Genomic DNA, 18659 nt, shown 5'->3' on the forward strand with positions numbered 1-18659 from the left:
CAAGCAGTTCGACTGCAGCAAGGAGGGTCGGACGTGTGAAAGGCGCTGATCGCATTGGAAACCTACTCGAAGCGTAGGCCGAACAGGCCACCGGTATCCGTCGCATCGGTCAGCTTGGTGTCGATGACATGCGCATGGACATCAAAGCCGCGTTGGAACCCCTCGCGGGGCAGCGCGTCCGAGTTCATGGTCACAATGTATTGGAAACCGGCGGCCTCGGCCCGTTCGGCACCGAGTTGCAACGCCTTGGCGACCTGCCGCTCATCCACCCCATCGAACAGATGGCTGTCATGGATCAGGAAGCCGGGACCACGGCCGTTCTTCAGGCTGATTTCGGTCAACATGAGATCGAAGCAGAAGATCTGCATGTTGGTAATGCCTTTGCTTCGCTGCCCGTCGATATGGACCTCGAACTGGGGGCCGCTTCCGGTTTCGGAAATCGTCAGGCTGCCCGCCTTCTCGTAAAGGGATTCCGACAGCGACTCGAAGGTGAGGATCGCCTCGCGGATGAGGTCGGCCCTCTCGTGGATGTCGTCACGCAGCGCCTTGGTCAGGTTGGCCCGATCGATGTCGAGTTCGGCCTTGGTGCTCTCGATCCGCTCGGCGGTGTCGAGCCGCTGGCGAAGTCCCTCGACCTCCGCCTCGGCTCGGCCGACTTCCTCGCGCAGCGACGTGTAGTGTTCCAGTGCGCCGCCGGAGCGAAGCACGCCCATGATCTGCCGTCGGCGGCGGTCGCGTTCGGCGGTGCGCTGATCGCGATCGGCAACGCGAGCCTCCGCCGAGGCGATTTCGGCGGCCAGATGCGCGCGCCGGTTCTCGATGATGGTCCGGTGAAAGCGTTCCACTTCGTCGAAACGCCGCCGCACCATGTCGGGCAGAACGACCCCGGCCTCGGCATAGAGCTTCGTGACATCCCCCAGATCGGGCGCATCCTCGTCCGACAGCGAGGCACGAAGCTGTTGCAGGAGATCGCCATCGATCACGTTCTCGACGTTCATGCCGTCGATCTCGCGCGTGATCTCGTTTGCCTCGCGCTCCAGAGCCTTGTATTCCGGCACGACCTCGAACGTCTCAAGCTGTTGACGCAGCCGCGTGGCGCGCGCCTCGGCGATGGTCAATCTCGTCCTGAGATCGGCCGCCTTGCCAAAGAACCGGCCAAGGTCGCCGCTCCGAGCCGCCTTGCGGAGTTCCTGGGCGACCTTTTCCTGCGCGCGCAGTTCCTGAAAACGACCGGGGATGCTCCAGTCGAGGCCAAGCAGGTAGCAGATCGAAACCTGCTGATCCCATGCCTGCTGCATCCCGGAATGCTGCATCGGCTGCTGGAAGCCGCCGCTATTCTGACGGCGGACGAAATAGGAGAAGAGCGAGCGGAACGACGGCTGGAAACGCTCGCCTTCGTCCCCGGCCGAAATCGGCAGGCCGAACCAGAGCTGGCCGAGATTGGCCTTCCAGTTCTCATTCGACAGCTCGAACAGCCCGGCGCGGCTGTCGAACTGCGGTGGGATCGGCCAGTTTTCGACTGGGCCATTGACGACGATCCGGCTCGGCTTGGCGCCGCTGCGCGCCGCCGAGATGGCTTCTCCTGCGACGTCGACGGCGACGTCGAACGTCCAGGCCGTCAGCGCATCGGAACGGAAGATGCTGTCCTTGCGGGCATCGGCACCGAACAGGAAATGGACCAGCTCAATGAAGCTGGTCTTACCGGCGCCATTTCTCGACTGGCGATCATTCGCGCCCTCGCTCTTGTCGGCCAGCAGGATGTTCAGGCCAGGCTTGAAGGTCAGTGTCTTGAACGACGCGAGGTCGCTGCCGAACCGGCGGATCATGACTGGATCCTCCGCACTAGGCCACGATCGAAATCGACCGCGCCGATCGTGAAGAGCAGGTCAAGCGACAGGATGAACCACTGATAGTCGATCGGGGCGTTGGGCGCATGGAGCGAGCGGCGCCCACGCATCTCATCCCATAGCCGTGACATGGTCATCGGCCTCTTGAGAATATCGAGAACCTCGGCGCCGACGCCGATGAGTGCGCGATCGGGACGGACATGTTTGGTTGGGAGGATCATGACGCCTCCACGGAAATGACGATCGGATCTTCGAAGATATCACAGCTATCGAAGAAATAGGCGAGGACTGCCAGCGCCGCGCCTTGCCGCTTTGGCTCACCGTTGAAGCCGGCATAATCCTGAAGGTGCTTGAAGATCGTATCGGCCGGAAGATCGAAAGCCCTCAACTCAGCATAGCGCAGCCGAAACGCCTCGGCGATGCGTTCGCCGAGATCGGGGCGCGGGCTTTTGCGGAAGAAGGTATCGACGAGCGCCGACTTTCGGCGACCGATGCGCAAGAACAGGCCTGATTCCTCGGACAGGGCATTCTTCTCCAATTTTTCCGGTGACGGTGGCGTCAGGGGCGGATCACTCGGATTGGGTTCTTGCCGCTGGAGCGCCTCGATGATCGGCACCAGATCGGACATGACGAGGCGATCCACGATCGCGATCGAAGCTGCAGGACCGAAGAGAGCCTGAAGCGCAGCCAGATCAAGCATCATGGCAAGATCGAGCAATTCCGGCTCGGACCAAGTTGCGATCTGAAGTGGCCTATGGGCTTGGCGAAGCCCGTCGAGATGCTGGACCGCGTTCGGCGGAAGCCCGCGTCCGTCGTTATGGACGAACACCCACTCCAGCATATTGCCGGCCCAATGCGCGCGTGCGCCGTGGAAGTCCGCATCGACCTTGGCGATGAGGTCGGCTTCCTTCATGGCGTCGGGAGCATAGCACTGGAACACGGAGCCGGAGCTGATGCGACGGCCATCGCATTTCAGATCGCCATAGGGACCGTAGGGGCGGACTTCCTCGAAATCGGGGCCGAAAGCGTGTCCAGCCAGAAGGACGAACCAATCCTGGAAGGCCGCACCCTTCTTCGTGTGAAACGCCAGGCGGAAGCGGTCGACATAGATGGACCGTTGCAGTTCATCCATGGCGCCGCCTTGGTGACGGATCACCGCTCTTCTTCCGGGCCGGCACGGCAGCACCGGCCGGTGCAAGATCGCCCAAATGATGAATCCGCAACGCCGGCCGCTTGGGCAGCTTCACGGTCAGTTCCAGCTCGCCACCGATGGCTTCCACGTAGTTGCGAAGCGTCGAGAGGTGCATGTCGGCCTGTTTCTCGATCTTGGAGACCGAGGGCTGGGTGATGTTGAGCGCGGATGCGATGTCCGCTTGCGCCTTGCCCGCGATCTGGCGCAATTCACGCAAACCTTCGACTTCCTGTTTCAAGGCGTCATGGTGCGCTTCGATTACACCTTGCTCGTCATGGGGAGGGACGGCAATGATGTCGTCGACGCTCCGGCCCATCCTGTTGTCCTTCCTTTATGAGAGTTGGTGGCAGCAGGCCATTGCCCTTCGGGCATGATCTGCCGTGATGCGATTTCGCCCGTTGACGTATTCACGCATATAGCCCTGAAGCTATGTTGGGGTCAATGGCAGAGATGACGATCCATCCCCCGGCGCGGCGATATGGTCCGAGACGTCCGGCGACCAGAACAGCGGGAGGCGTCGGAAATATGGGCCTCACCCTATCAGTACGACTTAGCTGGGTTCACTCCTCTCGCCAGCGGTGTCCGGTTCCGGATCGATGATGTCGTCGGGAATCTCGCGCAGGAAGCTCTGGCCCTTCTGGAGGCGGCGCCCCAGGGTCTCGACAAAGCTCTCATAGCGTGCTCGGCCCTTGATCTGTGCAGCAGCCTGGGCGTCGTCGGGCAGCGGCGGGATGATGGTCAGCCAAAAACGCACGAACAGCGCCAGGGTCTCGGCGGTGATGCCGAGGTCGCGCTCCAGTCGCTGGACCTGACGCGACAGCCGGTCGAGGCGGCGGGTGAAGGCAGCTTCCCGCCGGTTGGCACCGTCGGGTGACAGGAAGGAGGCGACGGCGGCCTCGACGATGGCCGAGCGGGAGAGCTTGCGGCGTTCGGCCAGCTCGGTGATTTCGCGCAGCATCGCCGGTGGAAAATAGACGTTCATCCGGTCGCGCATGGTCTTCTCCTAGAGCGTCAATCCGTCGTTCGGGTCCATCGAGACTTGGCGGGCCAGGCCGTGCATCCGCCGGCGCAGGACCTGACGCTGGCGGGCGGCATCCCCTGGTTCCTCGTCCTGCACCAGGTCGAACTCATTTACCGGCTTGGCGGCGGGGGTTTCCGGCGCCACGGCGACATGCTCGGGGAGTTCGGGTTCGCGGCGCAGGCCGCCGTTGGCACTGTCCTGGTCCGCCTTCTCGGCCTCCGCGACCAGGCCGGGATCGGGTTTGCGCGGGGCGATCGACGACCAGCCGTCGCCGTGGGGGGATGTGCCGCAGGATTGGGGATCGGGGGGCGGCAGCACCCGTTCGGCGAAACGCCGGTCCTCGTAATAGCGGGCCTTCTTCGCCCGGATCGGCGGTGTCCCGGCCACCATGACGATCTCGTCGGCGGGCGGAAGCTGCATGACCTCGCCGGGCGTCAGCAACGCTCGCGCGGTCTCGGACCGCGACACCATCAGGTGCCCGAGCCAGGGCGACAGGCGGCTGCCGGCGTAGTTCTTCATCGCCTTCATCTCGGTGGCGGTGCCGAGCGCGTCGGAGACCCGCTTGGCGGTCCGTTCGTCGTTGGTGGCGAAGCTGACCCGGACATGGCAGTTGTCGAGGATGGCGTTGTTCGGCCCGTAGGCCCGCTCGATCTGGTTGAGCGACTGGGCGATGAGGAAGGCCTTGATTCCATAACCGGCCATGAAGGCCAGCGCGCTTTCGAAGAAATCCAGCCGTCCCAGGGCCGGGAATTCGTCCAGCATCATCAGCAGGCGGTGGCGCCGGTCCTTGGCGTTCAGCTCCTCGGTCAGCCGGCGGCCGATCTGGTTCAGCACCAGCCGGATCAACGGCTTGGTGCGGCTGATGTCGGAGGGGGGCACCACCAGGTAGAGGGTGGCCGGCTTGCCGTTGGCGACGAGATCCGTGATGCGCCAGTCGCAGCGCCGGGTCACCCGGGCCACCACCGGGTCGCGGTAGAGGCCCAGGAAGGACATGGCGGTGGAGAGCACGCCCGACCGTTCGTTGTCGGACTTGTTCAGCAGTTCCCGCGCCGTCGAGGCGACCACCGGATGCGGTCCGGCCTCGCCCAGGTGCCGGGTGGTCATCATCGTCCGCAAGGTCTTTTCGATGGGGCGCCTGGGATCGGACAGGAAGGCGGCGACGCCGGCCAGGGTCTTGTCCTCCTCGGCGTACAGCACATGCAGGATGGCGCCGACCAGCAGGGAGTGGCTGGTCTTCTCCCAATGGTTCCGCCGGTCGAGCGAGCCTTCGGGATCGACCAGCACGTCGGCGATGTTCTGCACGTCGCGGACCTCCCAGTCGCCGTGGCGGACCTCCAGCAGCGGGTTGTAAGCGGCGGAGCGCGGGTTGGTGGGGTCGAACAGCAGGACGCGGCCGTGGCGGGACCGGAAGCCGGCGGTGATCTGCCAGTTCTCGCCCTTGATGTCGTGGACGATGGCCGATCCCGGCCAAGTCAGGAGCGACGGCACCACCAGCCCGACGCCCTTGCCGGAGCGGGTGGGGGCGAAGCACAGCACATGCTCCGGCCCGTCATGGCGCAGGTAGCCGTGCTCCAGCTTCCCCAGCACCACACCGTCCGGGCCGAGCAGGCCGGCGGCCTTCACCTCCTTCCGGTCGGCCCAGCGGGCGGAGCCGTAGGTCTCCGCCCGTTTGATCTCCCGCGCCCGCCAGACCGACATGCCGATCGCCACGATGACGGAGAGGATGCCGCCGGAAGCCGCGATGGCGCCGCCCTCGTCGAAAATCCCGGGGGCGTAGGCGTCATAGGCGTACCACCACCAGTAAAAGAGCGGCGGGTGATAGACGGGCCAGTCGAGCAGGGTGAACCAGGGCGTGCCGAGCTGGGGCTGGAAGCCGAGCCGCCAAGCCGTCCACTCCGTCGCCCCCCAGGTGCTGGCCAGCACGATCAGCAGCACGGTGATGACTTGGCCCCAGAGGATCTTGGTCGCGGACATGGTGGCGATCCCTTTTCAGCAGACAGCTTGGAGATCGATCGCCATGGGCGGTGGAGTCAAGAGAGCGCGGAAAGTGGTCGAAGGATCGGCTGGAATGGCGTGCAAAAACCTGGAGGTGGTGGAATCATAGCTTTTTCCCTCCCACGGTGGTTAGTGCTCATGACACGTATTGATTTGCGGGTGCCGTTTGCGGAAAAGGATGACGCCAAGCGCCTGGGCGCCCGGTGGGACGCCGTCAAGAAGGTCTGGTACGTCCCGGCGGGACTTGATTCCGCCTTGTTCGGGAAATGGCTGCCGCGGGAGCCGGAGGGCAATCTCCGTGCGCCTAGTTACGCCATTGCTCAATCCGCGGCCCCCTGTTGGAAATGCGGAAGGCAAGCTCATGCCTTCAGCTTCCTGTTGCCCGCCGGGCATGAGGTCCTGGAGGATGTTGCGGCGGATGAGAGTGACGAGGGGATATGGGAGTGGGTGAGGGTGGAGACCCCCACGATTGTCCATTACGTTGAACAGATTCCTCTCCCGGTGCAGAGGCAGATGTCCGCACTGTCCGGGAATAGTTATCGGCTCGATTACAGCAAAACCACCCAAAGCTCGTATTGGATGAACCATTGCCATCATTGCGGCATGAAGCAGGGCGATTTCGGCATGCATTGTGAGCCGGGAGGTGCGTTCATGCCTATGGACGAGCACGCCGCTTCCGGTATTTCTCTCCGCTTCATCGGGGAGCCTTTTGCAGCGAGCTGTGGCGGATACAGTGTCGATGTGGATTTCCTCAATCATATGAGGAGATTTTGAGCCATGCGGGGGATATGATGCCAGTCATGCCCGCCCTGGAGGTTGTGCTGAGCGGGCAGCCCGCCCGTGAAAGCCCCGGCCGCGCTTCCTCCTGACGCTCCCTTCCGAGCCGCGGCCGGTCTTGGCGGGATCAATGGCGTGCCGGACATGGTAGGGGGATGGCCGGGTCACACGACCTGCGATGGGGGAAAAGCTGGGTGATTGGGCTCGTTTGAACGGCGACCGTCGGGCCGTGTTCATTCGGATGAGAGCGTTGCCATCGGACAGGGCGACATGGCCTTTGGCGACGTTTGCGGATAGAATCATCGACGCCATGGGCGTCGTGAGTGGACCATGGTATAGCGAGGCCGTTTCGAAGAAAGGAGGGCCACATGTCGACCAAGCACATTCTCGCCCTCCTGAATTCGCACATAGACGGGGACGAGGATCAAGTCCTCTCGATCGCCTTGCAGATCGCTGCCCAGGAAGCCCGCCAGGGGCGGCCGGAGGAAGCGGAGAAGCTCAAGCGCCTCGTCCAGAAAGCAAGGGATCAGCGCAGAGGCGGCAAACCTGTCGGTGGGCAGACGCCAATTCCGCTGGCACGGCCGCGAGGCGAGTTGCAAGGGCTGGTCGAAAGCACCTATCCGAAGGTCGTGCTGTCGAGCATGGTGCTGGCGGACAGCGTGGACAAGCGCCTTACGCGCATCGTGCGCCAGCAGCAGGAGCGTGCGACCTTGCGGGAGCATGGCCAGACACCGGCGACCCATATGCTGCTCGTCGGCCCGCCCGGAACGGGCAAGACCATGACCGCATCGGCTTTGGCTGGAGAACTGCGTCTTCCGCTCTTCACCGTGCGTTTGGAATCCCTGTTCAGCCGCTTCTTTGGTGAGACCGCAGGGAAGCTGCGCCTGCTTTTCGATCAGATCGCCCAGACGCGGGGGGTATCTTCTCGACGAGTTCGACGCGATCGGCGCCCGCCGGGGCGACCCCAACGATGTGGGCGAGATCCGTCGCGTGCTGAATTCCGTTCTGGCTTTCATGGAAGAGCCGAACTCGACCGACAGCCTTGTGCTGGCGGCAACCAACCATGTCGAGATTCTGGACGAGGCTCTGGCTCGGCGCTTTGACGAGGTGATCGAATACTCGCTGCCGGACGCGGCGGCTGCCCGCGCCATCGTCGAACGGCGTCTTGGCAAGTTCAAGTCATCCTCGCACTACTTTGGCAGTTTTACTCACGCCTGTACGGGGCGAGCCAGCACCGACAGCAGGGACATCGGATCGGTGCCGTCTGAACGATGTGCGCGAGAATGGCTCGGCGCACGGCGGGCAGCGTCGGCTGCGGGGGTGGCCCGCTGTCCCCGTCGGCCCTTTTTCCCCCGCTCCGGCGTGGCGGCGAGCCGAAGGTGCTGGAGGAACGCCAAAGCGATCATCACCAGGATCGCATGATGGTGCAGGCCGTGCCAGCTCCGGCCCTCGAAGTGATCGAGCCCCAGTTCCTCCTTCATCTGCTGGTGCCCTTGTTCGCACACCCAGCGTGCCTTGATCCAGGACGCCAGGGTGCGGAGCGGCGTGTCCGGGGCCAAGTTGCTCAGGTAATATTTGGTTTCACCGGAACTGCGGCGTTCGCCGACCAACCAGACTTCCTCGCCCGGCTGATGTTTGCCCGTGCGCATCGCTGGTCCATCGGCCACGCGTACCCGCATCGCGGCAAACCGAGCGCTCAGCGCCCCTTTGGTCCCGGTGCGCCACGTGAGCCGCCGCCACGTCGTTTTCTTGAGCATGGCGGCGACGGAGATCGGATCCTCACTGGGCAGCGGGTGCTTGCGGGGGCGCCCCGTGGCCGCCTTCGGCCAGGAGAGGGTCACGTCTGGCGCGTAGACGTTCTGGACGCACACCGTCCCAACCGCCCACCGCAGTCCCCGCTCACTCAGCGCGCGCCGGAACGCCGCGCTGATGCCGTAGCCGGCGTCGGCGACGACGCAGCCAAAGCGCACTCCCAGGGCCAGGACCCGATCCACTTCCTCAATCGCCAGCTCCGGCTTGGTCCGCGGCTTCTGCTGGGCTTCCGGCACCTGCGCGCGCCGGCACCGAGCGGGCTTGCTCGTCCACGCCTCGGGCAGGAACAGGCGCATGGCCATCGGGACCGGCACCTCCCGGCGGGCCAGGGTCAGGGTGACCAGGACCTGGCAGTTGGCCACCATGGCAGCGGTGCCGGGCAGCGTCTCGCACCATTCTTTCGGGACAAGTTTTCCGATCCCCTCAGCTTCAGGTCCAGCATGGACAGAACTGAAAGCCTGGCGGTATAGAGGGAGCCCGTGCGGGGACCGGAGACATCAGCATGTTGATCCGTCAGGGGGAAGACCGGGGCCATTCGGTCGACCGGCAATTAGCTTGGTCATTGGCTGCCATTGCGGGAGCGATCAACGCGGCCGGTTTCTATGCCGCCGGCCTCTATTCGTCCCACATGACCGGTACGATTTCGACCATGGCCGATCATCTGGCGCTTGGCCAGTTCACCACCGTGTCGAGCGCCCTTGCCATTGTGTTCATGTTCATTACCGGTGCCGCGGTCTCCACGCTGCTGATCAATGTCGGGCAGCGCCGGAACCGGCCGGCCATCTATGCGTACAGCGTCCTCCTCGAAGCCGGGATGCTCGCCGGCCTTGGGGGGGCCGATCTCTGGCTGGGCGATCTGCGTGGCCCAACGCTGGTGATGGGGCTGAGTTTCCTGATGGGGTTGCAGAACGCGATCGTCACCCGCATCTCCGACGCGCGCGTGCGCACCACCCATGTCACCGGCATGATCACCGACATCGGGATCGAATTGGGCAACCTGCTCGACGGCTTGCTCCAGTGCGCACCGGCTCTGCGGGCCTCGCTGATGTTCGCCCGACTGAAGACCCATATCCCGACGGTCGGCTTCTTTTTCGTTGGCGGTGTCCTCGGCGTGCTGGGATATGCGGCTTGGGGACCTTTGCTGTTTATTGTCCTGTCGCTCGTCTTGTCCGCCTTTGCGATGCCGGCGATCCTGGCCGAACGCCGGAGCGTCCGGTGAAGGGATCGGGCAGCAGCGTGGTCATGAAGCGGCCCCTCAGATCCCCAAGTCGCGTTTCCGCCCGATGCTCCATTCGATGCCCCCGACCTTGGCGATGCCGGTGACAGGCTGCCCGCGTTTCGTCTCGATCTCCCGCGACCACGGCACGAGCTGGAAGCCGAGCCCGTTGTCGATCATCACGAAGCGGCCGGAGGACAGCGCCAGACGCTGACGGTAGACGCCGGAGACGGGATCGCCGGCCTCGGCGCTCCGGTGGGGCAGGCCGGTCCTGGCGGCCAGTTCCGCCCCGGCCGCCTCCAGTTCGCGCCGCCGCAGGGTGGCCAGCAGGTCGCGCTGGAAGACGATCCGGCCATTCTGGCGTTGCGCCAGCCCCTCGGCGATCAGGTGCTCGGTGCGGGCCGCCAAAGCCTTGCGCGCCTCGGCGCCGAAGCCGCCCATGGCGAGCGGCATCGGCTCGCGTTCGACCAGGCGGTGGTCGAGCCAGGTGGCGCCGGGGGCGGTGACCTGACGATCAAGGTCGGCGTCGGAGCGGGGAGCCAGCACAAGGGTCGGGGGTCCGTCATCGGAGCCGCCGAAGCGGCGCACTTCGACAATGCCGCCCGGGGGCGGGGCGTGCTCGAACGCCTCGACGCCGCGGAAGCGGACATGATGGGCGCGGCCGTCGATGCCGTCGATCACGGCATAGGCCTCGCCGGTCAGTTCGTCATGCAGGCCCCGGTCGACCAGCCGGCCGATGATCGGCGTGCCGCTGCCGCCGTCGATGACGTAGTCGGCGACACCGCGGTCCTGGCCGCGTTCGGTGAAGGCGCGATGCATGGTCTTGATGATGTCGCCACGCAGGCCGAGGTCGCGCAGCCGCCGCTCGGCCTCCAGCGCCACCACCCATTCGCCGGACCGGCTCCGGCTGGCCAGCCCCATCGTCTCCAGGTGCTGGAGCCGCCCGATCATCAGGCGGCGAATCTCGGGATCGACGGCACCGGCGACGGGCCGCAGGTCGAGATACCCCAACTCGTCGGCGGCGAAACGGATCTCAGCGTCGAGGCGGGTCCAGCGTTCGGCGCCGATCTCCTTTTCCAAGGAATTCCGGATGGCGTGTTCGGGGCGGGGGCCGAGTTCGATCGACACCAGTTCCTCGGCGCGCGAGCGCAGGCCGTGGCTGATGTAGTCGCGGGAGATGACCAGGTCCGCTCCGGTCTCGTCGACGCCGCGCACCAGCAGATGGACATGCGGGTTGTCGGTGTTCCAGTGATCGACGGCCACCCAGTCGAGCTTCGTCCCCAGGTCGCTCTCCATCTGCCGGACGAGATCGCGGGTGAAGGCCTTCAGGTCGGTCATCTCGCCAGCATCCTCGGGCGAGACGATGAAGCGGAAATGATGGCGGTCGTCTGTGCAGCGTTCGGCGAAGGCGTGGTCGTCGGCGCGGTCCGACCCGGCGTCGAACATCACCCCCTTTTCCCCGTCCCGGCTGACGCCCTCACGCTTGAGATAGGAGAGGTGGGCGCTGAGCGGCGCTGAGCGGAAAGACTTCCCCTGGTGGCGGACGATGCGGGCCTTCACCATGACGCGCCGGGCCGGGGTGAACAGGCGGGGGCGGCTGAAGCTGATGCGGCCCCGGCCGAACGTCGAGCGGCCATGAGCGGGGCCGCGTCCGCTCCCGATGGTCTTGCCGGAAACGGGGCCGGCCTTCTTGGCGGCCCGCAGCACCTGATGGACGAAGCTCTTGGCCTGCGGGGAGCGGCTGGAGCGGATGCGCCCGGGACGAACACGAAAGCTGTTGTCATCGTCGCTCATGGGCTCCCCCTTCAGACGGGATCGAGCGGCACGGTGCCGGAAATGACGTTGAAATCATTGCGGAAAATCCAGCGGGCGGCACGCACGCCGACCGACCGGCATGGCAAAACGCAAGCCCTGTCAAGGGCTTGCCGTTGAGCCGGCACCCCCCTTTTATCTCGCCGTCCGTTGGTCGTGGTCTTCCGTCCCTCCCGCCTGACCGTCCGTTCCATCAGATGGCACGCCAGGGCTCGCCAGGGAGCGGGCACGGCGTTCGGGCAGGCCGGCACCGGACGGAGTGACGAACAGGCCGCCCGGTTGCGGCAGGATGGCGGAGAGATCGCGCACCGGAGCCGCCGGCAGGGTGCCCTCCGGCGTGCGGCCGGGCTGCACCGGATCGGCGGCGGGCGTGCGGCCGGCGAGCGCGACGAACAGCGGTGCCGCGGTCCAGGACGTGCGTTCCGGCTTGCTCCCAGCGTCCATCCGGGCCGTGTGTCCGGCGTCGTCGAGCGTGGGGAGGAGGGTGGCGAGGTAGGCGCGCGTCTCGCTCGGCAAGGGGCGCCCGGCGAGATGGTCCTCGTAGCGTCCGGGGCCGGCGTTGTAGGCGGCGAGGAAGCCGGGTGACCCGTAGCGGTCCAGCAGGTCGCGCAGATATCCGGCGCCGGCCAGGATGTTGTCGCGCGGGTCGAACGGGTCGTCGCCGAGAGCATGGCGCAGGCGCAGGTCCGCCCAGGTTTCGGGCATGATCTGCATCAGGCCCATGGCGCCCTTGACGGAGACGGCGCGCGGATCGCCGCCGCTTTCCGCCTGGATCACGGCGCGTATCCAGGCGGCGGGAAGGCCGAAGCGCTGCGCCGCCTCGGCGACGTGAACGGCGAAGGGACGGTCGGGCGGGACGCGGTCCATCGGCCGGGTGGTGGATGCCGCCGGTGCGGCGCCGCCGGTTTGGGCGATGGCGGGATGGCCGCTGAGACAGGCCAGGCCGGAAAGGAGGAAGGGAAGGGTTCGCCGGGCGGTGCGACTCCACCCGGCGTTCCTGGTGACGGTGATCGGACGGAAGGGCGACGGCATGGGCTCAATCCCGGTCGCTGCGTTTGGAAGGGCGGTTCCAGTGCAGCGTCCAGACGGTCTTGTCGTCGGGCGACTGGAACAGGTTGGCGCGGAGCGGCTGGGTGAAGGCGGGGTCGTCGAGCAGCAGCGAGACAAAGTTGCCGGCCTTCTCGCTGCTGCGTTTCCAGCCGGCCCCGACCTCCGGCCCGTCCTCCTCACCGAGGTGGATGCGGTAGTCGGGCGCGTTCTCGGCGTCCGATGCGGCGGCGGGGACGACGGTCAGGGCGATGTCGAGGGTGAGCGTGCGGACACGGCCGGAGAAGCCGGAAGTGCCGCGGGTGAAGTGACCGATCTGGGACATGGCGTGTGCTCCGGTATAGGCGGTGGAGAGCGACGGCGAAGGGCTTTTCGGCCGTCAGGCTGGGCGGTCACCGCGTTGCCGCCCGCCATTGGAAGGCGCCGTCGCCGGCCTCGTCGGTGAGCAGCGGGCGGGCGTGGCCGAACACCGTGTTCGCCGGGATCGGCCCGAAATAGCGGCCATCGAGGCTGTCGGGATGGCGGTTGAGCAGGAAGAGTTCGTCGGGCCGCAGCGTCAGGCAGCCGCTCCACACCGGCAGCCGGCGCCCCAGACGGTCGCGGCGATGGGCCGTGGCGACGACCGCGCCGTCGATGGTGACGGTGACGCCGGTGCGGCAGACGGTCTGTCCGGGCAGCGCCGCCACCCGCTTCAGCAGCGGCACACCGTGGGGCAGGTAGCCGCCCTCGTCGAGGAAGCCGGCCAGCGGTTCGGGCGGGCGGATGGCGACCAGATCACCGACCGCCGGGGGGCCGTCCGGCCGCACGGCGTAGAGACCGACCGGTGTGCTGGCGGTGGCGTTCCACAACAGCCGGGGTGTCACCGGAACCAGGGACAGCCCGCCGACGGCGAGAAGGGAAACGTAGGTGGTCATGACGTATCCGAAGCGGGTCATGGCGTCGCCCTCCGGCGCAGGAGAAAGGCCCGGTGCTGGCCGGGCGTGTAGCCGCGCGGCTCCTGGCCGGCGGTCAGGCGGTTGTGGACGTGCTGCCAGTGGTCGGGGGAAACCGCGGCCGGATCGATGCCGAAGGCGTCGATGGCGTCGATCGCCTGCAGCACCCGCTCGACCTTCGGCCAGCCGCCGATGGCGAGCAGGATCTCGCCGCCGGGCCGCACCGCCGGCATGGTCTGGTAGGGTTGGCCCGGCGCCACCGCGCGCAGGATGGCGATGTGGGAAAAGACCGTGCCATGGTCGTTGGAGGCCCAGCGGACGAAGGCGAAGACGCTGTCGGGCGGGAAGGACAGGACGCGGCGGCGGCGGTCGATGATCCGTTCCTCGACATCGTGGCCGAACCTGATCCAGTGCTCGATCCGCTGTTCGATCCAGGTCAGCTCGACCTCGGTGAGGCGGCCGGTGGTCATGGCCGGCTCGGGCCAGCGTGACGGGTTCGCGTCGTTCATGGCGTGTCTCCCGGAGTTGGGGGGAACTCGCGGCTCAGCAGCTCGCGCAGCATGTCGGCCATCGTCTGGCCGCGCCGGAATGCGGCGATCTTGATGCGGCCGCGCAGCTCCGGCGTTACGTCGACGGTCAGCCGCGCGGAGAAGGGGGCGTCGGCGCGCGCCGGCGGGTCCGGCGTCTTGATCCAGCGCTCGGCGTCGCCGGGCCGGGCGGTGAAAGGGCGCTTGGTCATGCGCCGTCTCCCGCCGGAAAGGGCAGCAGGGCGGCGATGTGCGCACGGGCGCGCTCGGCCATCGCGGCGTCGGTTTCGCAGCCGACGTAGCGCCGGCCCGCCAGCCGGCAGGTCGCACCGACGGCGCCGGAACCGGCGAACCAGTCGCCGACCAGGCCGCCCGCCGGGCAACTGGTGCGGACGAGGATGTCGAGCAGTGCCACCGGCTTTTCGGTGGGATGGATGGCGCGGCCATGGCAGTTGCGGATGGCGAGCACCGAGCGCATCAGGCGCGGTCCACCGTCCCGGCTGACGTAATGGCCGGCGTTGATGTCGCCGGTGTGGGGCGGGCGCTGCTTGCGCCGCACGGTGCGTGCCGTGGCGTCCGGCGTGGTCTGCACGGCGTTGTGGACGGCGCTCCACGGCGTGTCGGCGCGGTAGAACTGGACGACCAGCTCGTGGACGCGCTTGAAGCGGTCGGCGTGGAAACCGGAGCCGTTCTGCTTCTCCCAGACGATCTCCTGGGCGTAGCGCAGGCCGGCCTCCTCGAACGCCGCGGCGGTGGCCATGAAGCTGCGCAGCGAGCCGAACACCCACAGCGAGCCGGAGGGGCGGAGGGCGGCCCGCGCCAGCGGCAGCCAGCCGTCGACGCGGCGGTCCCAGGCCAGCGACGTGTCGCCGTAGGGCGGGTCGGCGACAATCAGGTCGAACGGTCCGCGCGGTGGCATGACGGCGCGGCAGTCGCCGGTGAGCAGCGTCCAGGGGGCGGTCATGGCACCCCCCCCGTCCGGGGGCGATCCGGTCGATCTCGGCGGCCAGGGCCGCAATCTCGCGGGCGGCGGCGGTGACCCCGTCGATCTCGAACACCAGGCGGCCGGCCTGCGCCGCTTCGGCATAGACGACGCGCTGGCCGATGGTGGCGGCGAGCGCCGGCGGATCATGGTCGGCCAGCGACAGGGCGGTGTCGCGGGCGATGACGGTGCGGGCGGCGCAGCGGTTCAGCACGAAGCGGGCGGCAAGCTGGGGGCGGAAGACCCGGGCCTCGGCGAGCAGGGTCAGCATCCCGGCCGACGCCCAGCCGTCCAGCGGCGACGGCTGCACGGGAAGCAGCGCCAGGTCGGCGGCGAGCAGCGCTGAGCGCATCAGGGTGGCGACGCGCGGTGGCCCGTCGATGACGACATGATCGACGTCGCGGGCGAGGTCCGGCACTTCGTGGTGCAGGGTGTCGCGGGCGAGGCCGACGACGCCGAACAGGCGCGGCAGGCCGGCACGGGAGCGCTGCTGCGACCAGTCGAGTGCCGAGCCTTGGGGATCGGCGTCGATCAGCAGGACGCGCCTGCCGAGCCTGGCCCATTGGCCGGCGAGGTGCAGGGCCAGCGTCGTCTTGCCGGCGCCGCCCTTCTGGTTGAGCAGGGCGACGATCATGGCCGGCCTCCCGGCATCGCGCCGGACCGCGGTGCCGGAGGGGAACCATGGCGGGTGCAACAACAGGGATTCTTATTAGACTCTGTATTAGAGTCTTTATTAGGAGCGCGATTTGCCTTTCCGGGCCAAAGGGTTAACTGGCCTTCGTGCGTGTGAAGTCCCGATAGACCTGCGTGCGAAGTCCCGATGCCATTCACGGCAACGCCTGAATTACCCACAGGGTTGTCCGCAGATTTGTCCACAGGGGCGATGGATGACGGTCCGGGCAGGATGCGCATCATTTCGCGGCGTCCGTCCCGTTCGAGGGACAGGCGGTAGCCGGGGATCGGCTGGCGGGCGACGAGGCGGCGCATGTGCAGCGCGAAGTCGGACGGGCGCACCAGGCTGCCGGATTTTTCGTGCAGGTGGACGAGGTCGAAGCGCCAGCCCTGCGCTTGGTGGCCGGCATGCTTGCGGGCGACGCGGTAGAGCCAGCGTTCGAGGCCGCCGGTGAGGCGGAAATAGGCCGGATCGATGGCCAGCACCAGCGAACGGTCGACGACCCCGCGGTAGAACCAGTCGGGCAGGACGATTTCCATGCCCTCGACCCGGCCGTCGTGCCGTGTCATCTCCTCCCATTCGTTGATCCAGGAGAACTGATGGCGCCGCCAGTGCTCGCCCTGGCGGATGGTGGTGCGGATCGCGGTGGATTGCAGCCGGGCCAGGGCGCCCTTGAGCAGCTTGTAATCGCGGGCGCCGGTCTGGCGGCCGATGGCGGTCAGGAGCTGGTAGGGCGTGAAGCGCAGGAAGCGGGAGGTCTTCAGCCCCAGCGTCTCCGCCTCGACGATCTGGCTGGCGGCCCAGATGAGCAGGTCGGCGTCCCAGATGGTCGCCATGCCGTGTTCGGGCATGGCGAAGACCTCGATCCGCACGCCGCCGGACTCGTAGAGGATCGGCGCCAGCCGTTTGGTCTTGGCCAGCGAGAAGAAGGGCCGCTCCATCAGGTCGCGTTGATCGCGTGGTGTCGCTTCGCCGACGGCGACGACGAAGGGGTCGAGTCGGGAACGTTCGCTGGGGGCGCTGAGGCGGCGGGTCATGGCCGTGCCCTTCAGCGGGGCCGCCGGCCGGCCGGCGGCGGAACGGTCCGGCCGGCGGAGGGCTGGGGCTTGGCGGCGGAGAGTTCGCCCTTGGGATCGGAGGTGGAGGTGACGGCGCCGCGGTTGGCCCAGGACTGGAGATCCTCCAGGGCGTAGACCACGCGGCCGCCCAGCTTGCGGTAGGCCGGGCCGGTGCCGTAGGTCCGGTGCTTCTCCAGGGTGCGGCCGGACAGGCCGAGGAAGAGGGCGGCCTCGGGCGTGCGCAGGAAGCGCGGCGGGAGGGTGGCGAAAGCGGGCTTCATGATCGTGCCTCCGTGGTGTCGGCGCGGCCGCTGGCGAGCAGCGGCGGACGACGGACACGGTGGCGAAGAAGGCCGGGCAGGGGGGAGGGAGAAGAAAGCCGGGCTTTTTTCGCACCCCCCAGGGACGGGAGGCGTGGGCTATGATCCGCGATGACGGCGGCGGAGCAGGGTGCGATAGCCGCCGGCGATCATGGCGAAGGCATCCTTGACCAAGTCCATGGTGATGTCGCGCAGCGGGGAGGTCTTCCACGGATGGTCGTTCACCCGGTCGGCCCCGAAGAGGGCCGTGGCGATGTCGCGGTAGCTGGCGCCGTTCATCCGGCCGTCGATGGCCTGAAGCATATGCCGGCTGCGGCGGCGTTGCTGGGGAGTCAGCCGGGTATCCTGGGGAATCTTGCGGCCGAGAAGGGTGCGCAGCAGCCGGTCGATGGCCTCCAGCCGGTCCAGCCCGTCGCCATCGAGGGGAACCAGGGCGGCGAGCGGTTGGTCGGGGGCCACCGTGGCGAGGCGGAGGAGTTGCAGCCGGTCGCCGTTGCCCAGGTCATAGTGGAGATGGACGCCCAGGCTGTCGGTTTCGCCGGTGATGCCGTCCAACGCCTGGAACAGGTTGGTTCCGCAAGGCAGGGCGGAAAGGGCGGGAACCAGCAGGACGGTCCAGGTGTGATCCGCCGGTGCCCAGTAGACCCGCGTGTCAAGGGCGCTGAGGCCGGGCCTGACCGGGAAATCGCAACCCCCAGCGGCCGGACCAGTCCGTCCCGTCCCGGCCGTGATGACGAGGGGTGCTCATCGCAGCGTGATGGCGGTAGGCCTGCTGGTAATGCCCGTTGCGTCGCAGCCATTCCCAGGCGAGATCGGGTGCCGCGATCGTATCGACGTGCTCATACATTTCCGCTATCCGCCATTGCGAGGTATCGGGTGTCATCATCCTCTCCACAATCGTGCTCCAGATGCCCCATAAGGACACTATTGGGAGAGGGAAGTGTTCGCGGTAGCGCTCGGGAAGTGAACAGGTGTTGCCTGCACGGGGACTTCTTCGTCGGAAGTAGCTCTGTTTACTGTCAGGGGTAGTCTTGACGAAGCAGAAGCCGGTAGCCGGTTTCGCTCATCCAACGGGCGCGGGCGAGATGAGCGTCATGGACGCGTTTGGCCCGTTCCGGCTCACGGTCGGGGTCGAGGCTGAACAGGACGGCCACCGCCTCTTGCCAGGGGGCGCCGTCGGTGGCGGCGTCGAGCAGGCGCAGATAGAGCTTCATGTGCGCCCGGTCGTAAGCCGTGAGCGCTGGGGTTTGCGGCGGCTCGTCCTGGAAGCTGTTCGGCATCTGTCCTCCACCAAGGAGGTAATGTAATCGATCCTCGTGGCACTGCCATTCTTTTCGGAGCACCTCTTCGGATTGCGCCGAGAACGATGTCTGAACCGCCTCTCTGTCGATGGGTGTTGCGCGCAAGGGATCGTCACGCCCGTGGCGCGAAGACCCGGAGGGGCTTCG

21 protein-coding genes and 3 pseudogenes are annotated in these 18659 nt (G+C 66.9%); 4 read left to right on the forward strand and 20 right to left on the reverse strand.

Features of this window, described 5'->3' with window-relative positions; translation table 11 throughout:
• Nucleotides 1–62: 62 nt before the first annotated feature.
• The 6 genes from JN22_RS09340 to JN22_RS09365 form a co-directional block, all read right to left on the reverse strand.
• Entirely contained in the window at nt 63–1826 is a 1764-nt protein-coding gene (locus JN22_RS09340) for an ABC-three component system protein (protein ID WP_085553689.1), read from the reverse strand.
• On the reverse strand, nt 1823–2068 hold the full coding sequence (locus JN22_RS09345) for an ABC-three component system middle component 6 (protein WP_085553690.1): 246 nt from the start codon (nt 2066–2068) through the stop codon (nt 1823–1825). Before JN22_RS09345 ends, JN22_RS09340 begins: the two co-directional genes overlap by 4 nt.
• Nucleotides 2065–2979, reverse strand: a complete 915-nt coding sequence (locus JN22_RS09350; RefSeq protein WP_085553691.1) for an ABC-three component system protein — start codon at nt 2977–2979, stop codon at nt 2065–2067. Before JN22_RS09350 ends, JN22_RS09345 begins: the two co-directional genes overlap by 4 nt.
• Complete coding sequence (locus JN22_RS09355; protein WP_085553692.1) at nt 2972–3355, reverse strand: XRE family transcriptional regulator; 384 nt, start codon at nt 3353–3355, stop codon at nt 2972–2974. Before JN22_RS09355 ends, JN22_RS09350 begins: the two co-directional genes overlap by 8 nt.
• Before the next feature lie 234 nt (nt 3356–3589).
• On the reverse strand, nt 3590–4033 hold the full coding sequence (locus tag JN22_RS09360) for a ribbon-helix-helix domain-containing protein (protein WP_085553693.1): 444 nt from the start codon (nt 4031–4033) through the stop codon (nt 3590–3592).
• A 9-nt stretch (nt 4034–4042) separates the two neighbouring features.
• Nucleotides 4043–6034, reverse strand: coding sequence for a conjugal transfer protein TraG (locus JN22_RS09365; protein ID WP_085553694.1), 1992 nt, complete (start codon nt 6032–6034; stop codon nt 4043–4045).
• A 159-nt stretch (nt 6035–6193) separates the two neighbouring features.
• On the opposite strand from JN22_RS09365, the gene JN22_RS09370 reads away from it, so the two are divergent.
• The 3 genes and pseudogenes from JN22_RS09370 to JN22_RS35355 form a co-directional block, all read left to right on the forward strand.
• Entirely contained in the window at nt 6194–6829 is a 636-nt protein-coding gene (locus JN22_RS09370; protein ID WP_085553695.1) for a DUF5710 domain-containing protein, read from the forward strand.
• 746 nt (nt 6830–7575) lie between these two features.
• Nucleotides 7576–7728 (forward strand): annotated as a pseudogene (locus tag JN22_RS35350) (AAA family ATPase); the annotation flags it as partial.
• Between the two features lie 76 nt (nt 7729–7804).
• Nucleotides 7805–7891 (forward strand): annotated as a pseudogene (locus JN22_RS35355) (hypothetical protein); the annotation flags it as partial.
• A 149-nt stretch (nt 7892–8040) separates the two neighbouring features.
• Here the strand turns inward: JN22_RS35355 and JN22_RS09380 are convergent.
• Nucleotides 8041–9009, reverse strand: coding sequence for an IS701 family transposase (locus JN22_RS09380; RefSeq protein WP_085553696.1), 969 nt, complete (start codon nt 9007–9009; stop codon nt 8041–8043).
• A 137-nt stretch (nt 9010–9146) separates the two neighbouring features.
• Between JN22_RS09380 and JN22_RS09385 the strand changes: the two genes are divergently transcribed.
• The gene (locus JN22_RS09385; protein WP_085553697.1) at nt 9147–9863 is read left to right on the forward strand and encodes a YoaK family protein; all 717 of its coding nucleotides are present in this window, start codon (nt 9147–9149) and stop codon (nt 9861–9863) included.
• 36 nt (nt 9864–9899) lie between these two features.
• Here the strand turns inward: JN22_RS09385 and JN22_RS09390 are convergent, their stop codons facing one another.
• The 13 genes and pseudogenes from JN22_RS09390 to JN22_RS09450 all read right to left on the reverse strand — a co-directional run bounded on the left by JN22_RS09390 (nt 9900) and on the right by JN22_RS09450 (nt 18491).
• Nucleotides 9900–11654 carry a relaxase/mobilization nuclease domain-containing protein gene (locus tag JN22_RS09390; RefSeq protein WP_085553698.1) on the reverse strand — a complete coding sequence of 585 codons (1755 nt, stop codon included), beginning with the start codon at nt 11652–11654 and terminating at the stop codon, nt 9900–9902.
• Between the two features lie 153 nt (nt 11655–11807).
• On the reverse strand, nt 11808–12704 hold the full coding sequence (locus JN22_RS09395) for a lytic transglycosylase domain-containing protein (RefSeq protein ID WP_085553699.1): 897 nt from the start codon (nt 12702–12704) through the stop codon (nt 11808–11810).
• Nucleotides 12705–12708: 4 nt separating this feature from the next.
• Nucleotides 12709–13044, reverse strand: coding sequence for a DUF736 domain-containing protein (locus JN22_RS09400; RefSeq protein WP_085553700.1), 336 nt, complete (start codon nt 13042–13044; stop codon nt 12709–12711).
• 67 nt (nt 13045–13111) lie between these two features.
• Nucleotides 13112–13654: a S26 family signal peptidase gene (locus JN22_RS09405; protein ID WP_085553701.1), complete on the reverse strand. Its 543-nt coding sequence runs from the start codon at nt 13652–13654 to the stop codon at nt 13112–13114.
• Entirely contained in the window at nt 13651–14160 is a 510-nt protein-coding gene (locus tag JN22_RS09410) for a DUF2840 domain-containing protein (protein ID WP_085553702.1), read from the reverse strand. The genes JN22_RS09405 and JN22_RS09410 overlap by 4 nt, the downstream gene beginning before the upstream one ends.
• Nucleotides 14157–14390 carry a hypothetical protein gene (locus JN22_RS09415; RefSeq protein ID WP_179166099.1) on the reverse strand — a complete coding sequence of 78 codons (234 nt, stop codon included), beginning with the start codon at nt 14388–14390 and terminating at the stop codon, nt 14157–14159. Before JN22_RS09415 ends, JN22_RS09410 begins: the two co-directional genes overlap by 4 nt.
• Nucleotides 14387–15142: a DNA-methyltransferase gene (locus JN22_RS09420; RefSeq protein WP_085553703.1), complete on the reverse strand. Its 756-nt coding sequence runs from the start codon at nt 15140–15142 to the stop codon at nt 14387–14389. The genes JN22_RS09415 and JN22_RS09420 overlap by 4 nt, the downstream gene beginning before the upstream one ends.
• A gap of 16 nt (nt 15143–15158) precedes the next feature.
• Nucleotides 15159–15794, reverse strand: a pseudogene (parA, locus tag JN22_RS09425) (ParA family partition ATPase); the annotation flags it as partial.
• Entirely contained in the window at nt 15791–16870 is a 1080-nt protein-coding gene (locus JN22_RS09430; protein WP_085553704.1) for a replication initiator protein A, read from the reverse strand. The gene JN22_RS09430 and the pseudogene parA, both read right to left, overlap by 4 nt.
• A gap of 11 nt (nt 16871–16881) precedes the next feature.
• Complete coding sequence (locus tag JN22_RS09435) at nt 16882–17172, reverse strand: helix-turn-helix transcriptional regulator (protein ID WP_085553705.1); 291 nt, start codon at nt 17170–17172, stop codon at nt 16882–16884.
• 138 nt (nt 17173–17310) lie between these two features.
• A complete protein-coding gene (locus tag JN22_RS09440) occupies nt 17311–17766 on the reverse strand; it encodes a DUF2285 domain-containing protein (protein ID WP_085553706.1) in 456 nt (151 codons plus the stop codon).
• A gap of 97 nt (nt 17767–17863) precedes the next feature.
• Entirely contained in the window at nt 17864–18097 is a 234-nt protein-coding gene (locus tag JN22_RS09445; RefSeq protein WP_317852923.1) for a transcriptional regulator domain-containing protein, read from the reverse strand.
• A gap of 133 nt (nt 18098–18230) precedes the next feature.
• The gene (locus JN22_RS09450; protein WP_085553707.1) at nt 18231–18491 is read right to left on the reverse strand and encodes a DNA -binding domain-containing protein; all 261 of its coding nucleotides are present in this window, start codon (nt 18489–18491) and stop codon (nt 18231–18233) included.
• Nucleotides 18492–18659 lie beyond the last annotated feature (168 nt).

It is taken from the genome of Azospirillum agricola, assembly GCF_020005195.1.
GTDB classification, from domain to species: Bacteria; Pseudomonadota; Alphaproteobacteria; order Azospirillales; family Azospirillaceae; genus Azospirillum; species Azospirillum agricola.